The organism is Corallococcus aberystwythensis (assembly GCF_003612165.1).
GTDB lineage: Bacteria > Myxococcota > Myxococcia > Myxococcales > Myxococcaceae > Corallococcus > Corallococcus aberystwythensis.
Window position 1 is genome coordinate 1 of sequence record NZ_RAWK01000387.1, and the last position, 6,935, is coordinate 6,935.

6 protein-coding genes are annotated in these 6,935 nt (G+C 72.6%); 2 read left to right on the top strand and 4 right to left on the bottom strand.

The genetic code is table 11. From position 1 onward, the window contains the following. Nucleotides 1–1,664 (top strand): DUF6311 domain-containing protein (locus D7W81_RS38385; protein WP_306440940.1); only part of this gene is annotated, 1,664 nt, incomplete at its 5' end. 113 nt (nt 1,665–1,777) lie between these two features. Beyond that, complete coding sequence (locus tag D7W81_RS38390; protein ID WP_158621774.1) at nt 1,778–2,545, top strand: VOC family protein; 768 nt, start codon at nt 1,778–1,780, stop codon at nt 2,543–2,545. A 3-nt stretch (nt 2,546–2,548) separates the two neighbouring features. On the opposite strand, the gene larC is transcribed toward D7W81_RS38390, so the two are convergent. The 4 genes from larC to D7W81_RS38410 all read right to left on the bottom strand — a co-directional run. Continuing rightward, nucleotides 2,549–3,715, bottom strand: coding sequence for a nickel pincer cofactor biosynthesis protein LarC (gene larC / locus D7W81_RS38395; RefSeq protein WP_120560318.1), 1,167 nt, complete (start codon nt 3,713–3,715; stop codon nt 2,549–2,551). 6 nt (nt 3,716–3,721) lie between these two features. Beyond that, nucleotides 3,722–4,474: a nickel pincer cofactor biosynthesis protein LarB gene (larB, locus tag D7W81_RS38400; protein WP_120560319.1), complete on the bottom strand. Its 753-nt coding sequence runs from the start codon at nt 4,472–4,474 to the stop codon at nt 3,722–3,724. Between the two features lie 57 nt (nt 4,475–4,531). Continuing rightward, the gene (locus tag D7W81_RS38405; RefSeq protein ID WP_120560320.1) at nt 4,532–5,122 is read right to left on the bottom strand and encodes a chemotaxis protein CheC; all 591 of its coding nucleotides are present in this window, start codon (nt 5,120–5,122) and stop codon (nt 4,532–4,534) included. Next, nucleotides 5,119–6,935: chemotaxis protein CheA (locus D7W81_RS38410; protein WP_244227722.1), on the bottom strand; the 1,817-nt coding region annotated here is incomplete at its 5' end. The genes D7W81_RS38405 and D7W81_RS38410, both read right to left, overlap by 4 nt.

Consider the following 6,935-nt stretch of genomic DNA (forward strand, 5'->3'; position numbering starts at 1 on the left):
CTCCCGCCACCTCCCACCGGGCCCTCGTCGTGGCGCGAGCGCTGGCGGTGCTCTGCGGGCTGGGCTGGTTCCTGTGGGTGGGCGGCGGGCCGGTGCTGCCGCCCACGCGCATCGACTGGATGATGCGCGAGGACTGGGCCGCGCACATCTTCGGCTGGCTCTTCTTCCGCAACGCGGACTGGACGCTGCCCCTGGGCGCGGCGCCCAACCACTTCCATCCGTACGGCTCGTCGGTGGCGCTCACGGACGGAAACCCGTGGGCGGCGCTGCTGTTCAAGCCCTTCTCGGCGCTGTTGCCCGTGGACTTCCAGTACGTCGGGCCGTGGCTGGCGCTCTGCTACGCGCTGATGGGGTACTTCGGCGCGCAGTTGGTGGAGACGGTGTCCCCGCGTCCGGTGCCCATGGTGCTGGGCGGCGCGCTGCTGGCGCTGTCGCCGGTGATGGTGGGGCGCTTCGGCCACCCCACGCTGTGCGCGCACTGGCTGCTGGTGGCCCTGCTGTGGCTCAACCTGCGCGACATCCCGGACGCGCGCACCGCGACGCGGAGCCTGGGACTCGCCGCCCTCTTCAACGCCATCGCGTCAGGCACCCATCCGTACTGGGTGGCCATGCTGATGCCGCTGACGCTGACGCTGGGGGTGCGGCTCGTCTGGAGCCGGAAACTCGGCCCCGCGCGCGTCGCGGCCCTGTGCGCGGGCATCGCGGGGCTGGACGTGGCGCTGTTCGCCCTCTTCGGCTACTTCGGTGGCAGCGGGCTGGGCGCGGAGGGCTTCGGGGAGTTCTCCGCGGACCTGGCCACGCTGGTGAACCCGATGGGCTGGTCACGCCTGTTGCCGGACCTGCCCGCGGCGCCCCGGCAGGGCGAGGGCTTCGGCTACCTGGGGGCGGGCGCGCTGCTGCTCGGGGTGCTGGCGGGGGTGAGCGTGCTCGCGCGCCTGCGTGAAGCGCGCACGCTGGACTGGCGCCGGGTGCTGCCCGCGGCGCTCATCGTCCTGCTCATGGCCGTCTTCGCCCTGTCGTCGCGCGTGACGTGGCTGGGCCAGCCGGTGGCGGACCTGGGCGCGCTGTACGCGCCGCTGACGAAGGCGACGAATGCGTTCCGCGCGTCCGGCCGCTTCGTCTGGCCGCTGCACTACCTGCTCGTCGTGGGCGCGGTGCTGCTCGTGGTGCGCCTGTGGCGCGGGGTTCCCGTGGTGGCCGGGGCCGCGCTGCTGGTGGCGCTGGCGCTCCAGGCGTACGACGTGCGCGAGGAGAAGAGCGCCCTCTTCAAGCCCGTGCGCTTCCAGCGCCTGGAGTCCGCGGCCTGGAACGCGCTCCAGGGCAGCTACCAACACCTGGCCCTCTTCCCGCCGCATGTGCAGTGGGTGTGCCGCTACGACGAGCCGCTGGTGAACGCGCTGGCGTATCAGGCGTACCGGATGAAGCTGACGTTCAACAGCGGCTACGCGTCGCGCACGCCGGAGGCGCTGACGGCGGAGTGCCACGCGCGGCTGCCTCCAGGCGGCCTGGACGCGAGCACCGCGTACGTGGTGCTGCCGGAACACCTGCGCCCCTTCCTCGACGCGGGCGCGAAGTGCGGCACGGTGGAGGGGCTGCCGGTGTGCGTGGTGGCGGGCAACACGGATGCGTTCGCGCAGGGGCTCGCGCGTCAGCCCATTCGTTGACACAAGGCAGCACTGAAAACCCTTTCAGTCCACAGCCCTTCCGTTGTTACCTTGCAGGTAGCCCCGGTCTGCCACCGGGGCCGCTACTTGCGAGGGGAGCGACGATGCCTGCGATGACGAAGCACGCTGCGGGGACGGTGTCCTGGGTGGACCTGATGGCCTGGGACCTGACGAAGGCCCAGGACTTCTACGGAGCGCTGTTCGGCTGGACGTTCCAGGAGGGCTCGAAGGAGAACGGCCACTACACCATGGCCCACAAGGGCAGCAGCCCGGTGGCGGCGCTGATGCCGCGTCCCAGCGATGCGCCGTTCCCTCCCATCTGGAACACCTACTTCGCCGTGGAGAGCGTGGACCGCTCCGTCGCCCGCCTGAAGGAGCTGGGCGGCGCGGTGATGATGGAGCCCATGGACGTGATGGACGCGGGGCGCATGGCGTTCTGTGCGGACAACACGGGCGCGCCCTTCGGCTTCTGGCAGCCGAACCAGTTCGCCGGCTCGGGGCTGGTGAACGAGCCCGGCGCCATGGCCTGGCACGAGGCGAAGACGCGCGACGGCGCGAAGGCCGTGGCCTTCTACAAGGACCTCTTCGGCATGACGGCGGACAAGATGCCGGACGACCGGATGCAGTACTGGGTCCTGAAGAAGGACGGCGGTGAGACGGCGGGCGTGATGCAGTTCGATGAGAAGACGCCCGCCGAAGTGCCCGCCCACTGGATGGTCACCTTCGCGGTGGCCAACACCGACGAGGCCGCGGCCACCGTCACCGCCAAGGGCGGCAAGGTCATCATGCAGCCGTTCGACTCGCCCTACGGCCGCATCGCCATCGTCGCGGACCCCGGCGGCGCGGCCTTCGGCGTCATCACCCTGGCGCAGCCGGCGTAGACCTCAGGGCGTGAGGGCCGCCATCGCGGCGGCCATCACCTGCTTCACCGGCACACCGGCCGCGCGGGCCAGCCGGACGCAGTCGTCGAACTCCGGGTGCGCGTTGAGCACCCGGCCGTCGCGCAGGCCGCGCTTCACGCGGACCTTGCCCCACGGCGTCTCCACCTCCACGAAGTCGCGCTCCAGCGCGTGGCGCTCCACCCGGTGGTAGCGCACGCCCAGCGACGTGGACTCACTCAGGAGCGCGTCCACCACCGCCTCGCGCAGGCCGCCCTCCACCAGCGCGCCCAACAGGTGCGCGGGCCGGCCCTTCTTCATCACCACCGGGGCCACCCACGCGTCCTTCGCGCCCACCTCCAGCAGCCGCTCCACCAGGTGCGCCAGGAGCTGCGGCGTGGCGTCATCCAGGTTGGCCTCCACCACCCACAGCCCTTCGGTGGCGTGCGTCTCCACGCGGCCCAGCGACGCGCGCAGCACGTTGGGCCGGTCGCGGAAGTCCTTCGTCCCCACGCCGTAGCCCACCTTCTCCACGATGAAGTCCGGGGGGTGGCCAATCTTCGTCAGCACCTTGAGCAGCGCCGCGCCCGTGGGCGTCGTCAGCTCGCCCACGCCCTCGAAGCGCACGGGCACGTCACGCAGGAGCTCCAGCGTCGCGGGCACGGGGATGGGCATCTGGCCGTGCGCCACGCGGATGGTGCCGCTGCCCAGCGGCGGCGGCGCGGCGTGCACCTCCGGGTCGCCCAACAGCTCCAGCACCACGGCGGCGCCGCAGATGTCCACGATGGAGTCCACCGCGCCCACCTCATGGAAGTGGATGGCGTCAATGGACACGCCGTGCACCTTCGCCTCCGCCTCGCCGATGGCGCGGAACACCGCCAGGGCCCGCGCCTTCGCGCGCTCCGGCAGCGTGGGCGCCGCTTCGATGAGCTGGCGGATGTCCGCGTAGGCGCGGTGCGGGTGCGCTTCCTTCGCGTCCAGCACCACGTCCAGGTGCGTGCCGCTGATGGCGTGGCGCACCGCGCGCGACACCGCCAGCTTCCAGCCCGGCACGTTGAGGCCGGACAGCGCCTGCGTGAGCGCGTCCGGGGACACGCCCAGGTCAACGCCCGCCGCCAGGAACATGTCCCCGGCGATGCCGCCCACGGGCTCCAGGTAGAGGATGCGCCGCATGGTGTTTCAGCTCCGTCCCTTGGTGCGCGAAATCAGCGCCGCGTAGAAGCCGCCGCCAAACCCGTTGTCGATGTTCATCGTGGCCACGTTGGAGGCGCACGAGTTCACCATCGAGAGCAGCGCGGAGATGCCGCCGAGGTTCGCGCCGTAGCCCACCGACGTGGGCACCGCCACCACCGGGATGCCGACAAGGCCGCCCAGCGCGCTCGCGAGCGCCCCCTCCATGCCCGCCACCGCCACGGCGACGTGGCACTCCTGAATCTCTTCACGCCGGCGCAGGAGCCGGTGGATGCCCGCCACGCCCACGTCGTAGACGCGCCGCACGTCCGCGCCCATGGCCTCCGCGGTCAGCGCGGCTTCTTCCGCCACGGGGATGTCGCTGGTGCCGCCCGTCACCACCGCGACGCGGCCCGCCTTCACCTTGCGCTGGGGCAGGTGGAAGATGCGCGCCACCGGGTGGTACACGCCCTTGGGGAAGCGCGCGGTGAGGGCCTCCGCCTTGTCCGGCTGCAAACGCGTCACCAGCACCGTCTGCTTGCGCTCCACCAGCGCGCCCACGATGCCCAGGATCTGCTCCACCGTCTTGGGCTCGCCGAGCACCACCTCCGGGAAGCCGAACCGCAGGTTGCGGTGCGTGTCCACCGTCGCGTAGCCCAGCTCCGCGTACGGCAGGTCCTTCAGCTTGCCCACCGCGTCGTCCAGGCTGACCTTGCCCGTCTTCACCTGGCCCAGCAGGGCCCTGAGCGCCTTCTCGTCCATGGGCGAGCGGTCTACCCCACCCGCCCCCGGTCCTCCAGGCGCACGACGGGCGGCGGACTACAGGCCCAGCCGGGACAGCAGCGCCTGGGCGCTCCCGCGCTCCAGCACCAGCAGCATCTGGCCGCCCAGGTTCGTAGGGCCCTTGGTGGAGAAGCGCGCCGCCAGCACCACGCCCGGCCCCGGCTCCACGTCGCTCAGCACGCCCGCCAGCACCGGCCGCACGGGGCCGCGCTGGAGGTGGGGCACGGAGGGCAACAGCCGCCAGCCCGTCAGCCGTCCAATGGCGGACAGGCACGCGCTGGCGAGGATGTTCGCGGCCTCGGCCAGGGCGCTCTCGCGCTCCTCGGGGGACGCGGGCTGGCCCCGCACCAGCGCGGACTCCAGCGCCTCCGCGTCCACGGAGGGCAGCGCCAGCACCAGCGCGCCGCGCAGCTCGCCCGTCATGCCCAGGCGCACGGCGACGGCGGGAGCCTCATCCATGAAGAGGGCCGGGCCGTGGGCGGCGTCCGTGACGCGCACCTCGGGGATGGACAGGTCCACGCGGCCACCCACCAGCCGGGCCAGCGCGTTGGCGCCGTGCCCACAGCCGATGTTGGCCACCTCGCGCAGGGCGTCGAGTTGCGCGTCACTGGGCAGGGGGGGGCTCACGCGGTCAGTAACCTCGGGACGTCCAGGATGAACACGGGACGACCGCTGCCCAGGATGGTCACGCCGGACAATCCTGGCAGCAAGTCCAGGGGACGGGACAAGGGTTTGAGCACGACTTCCTCCTGCCCCAGGAGGCGATCCACCGCCAGCGCCACCTTGCCGGTGCCAGCGTCGCCCTCCATCACCACGAAGGGCCGGAAGCCGGGCTTCGGCGTCGCGGGCACGCCCAGCAGCACCTCCAGGGCGTGCACCGGCAACAGGCCGTTGCCGTGGGGCAGGAGCGCCGTCTCGCGGCTCTTGCTCAGGGCCTGGGGATCCGCCTCCGTGGCGCCCACCACCTTGGCGATGGGCAGGCCGAACACCTCTTCCCCCACTTCCACGAGGAGCAGGTGCACCACGGCGACGGTGAGCGGCAGGCGCAGCGTGAAGACGGTGCCCCGGCCGCGCTCGCTGTCGATTTCGAGCGTGCCGCCCACGCTCTCCACCACGCGCTTCACCGCGTCCATGCCCACGCCGCGGCCGGAGATGTCGGTGATGTCCTTGGCGGTGGAGACGCCCGGCAGGCACGACAGGAGGAACGCGTCGCGGTCCGCCATGCGCTGGGCGGCGTCCTCGGTGATGAGCCCGCGCTTGAGCGCGGAGGCCTTGAGCTTCGCGGGGTCCATGCCCCGGCCGTCGTCCTCGATGTCGATGATGACGCGGTCGCGCGCGCGGCGCACCGTGACGGTCACGCGGCCGCGCGCGGACTTCTTCGCGGCCAGCCGCTCCTCCGGGGACTCCAGGCCGTGGTCGATGCAGTTGCGCAGCAGGTGCAGCAGCGGATCCGCCAGCTCGTCGAGGATGGCGCGGTCCAGCTCGATTTCGGCGCCGGTGATGACCAGCTCCACCTCGCGCTCCTTGCGGCGGGCGAGGTCGCGCGCGGCGCGGGGCAGCCGGTCGGTGATGAGCGACAGCGGCGTCATGCGCGCGCTCATGACCTTGTCGTGCAGGTCCTTCACCAGCGTGTGCAGCCGGTAGACGCCCTCCTCCAGCGCGGGGCGCGTGTTCTCCGGCAGCACCTTGCCCACTTCGCGCAGGCGCGCGGTGGCGAGCATCAGCTCCCCCACCGTGTCGAGGAAGTAGTCGAGCAGCTCCGTGCGCACGCGCACCGTGCGCGAGCCCGCGTCCGCGTTGGCGCGCGCGGGGTCCGACGCGGGCGCGGCGACGGGGAGGGCGGGCGGCTCCGGGAGGGACGGGGAGACGGAGACGACCTCCACCTCGGCCACGTTGCGCAGGGCCGCCTGGATGCCGGCGTCGCCCACGCCGGTCTCCACGTCCACCTGGATGTAGCCGTCCGGGATGCGGCCCGCCTTGAGCTCCTCCAGGGGCGGCCGCAGGTCCACGAGCGTGCCCAGGGTGGACAGCCGCTTGTGCACGAGGAACGCGCGCACACCGGGCACCTGGCAGGTGGGGGAGATGCGCAGCCGCACGGACCAGCGGGGAGCGCTGGCCTTGCCGTCCGCGACGCTGGTGACGGTCTTGAGGCCGGAGGCCAGCGCCACCACGGAGGCGGAAGAGTCGTTCTCCGGCACCACCGCCAGGGACCGCGCGATGGGGGCACCGTAGAGGGCCTCCGGGCCGCTCAGGTCGCGAGGCGGCATCAGCGTGGCCGGCGGCATCACCGTCACGGGTGAGGACACCGCCACACCGGCCCCCCCCGGACCCGGCACGCCAGGCGCCGCGTCACCTCCGGGCGCTCCCGAGCCAGCAGCCCCCACGTCCGAGGCGCCCGCACCCGACGCGCTGCCAGGGTTCCCCGCGCCCGATGCCGGCC

Coding starts and splice junctions, on each gene's coding strand:
- larC (WP_120560318.1), bottom strand. CDS start 3,715: ATGCGGCGCATCCTCTACCTGGAGCCCGTGGGCGGCATCGCCGGGGAC.
- larB (WP_120560319.1), bottom strand. CDS start 4,474: ATGGACGAGAAGGCGCTCAGGGCCCTGCTGGGCCAGGTGAAGACGGGC.
- D7W81_RS38390 (WP_158621774.1), top strand. CDS start 1,778: ATGACGAAGCACGCTGCGGGGACGGTGTCCTGGGTGGACCTGATGGCC.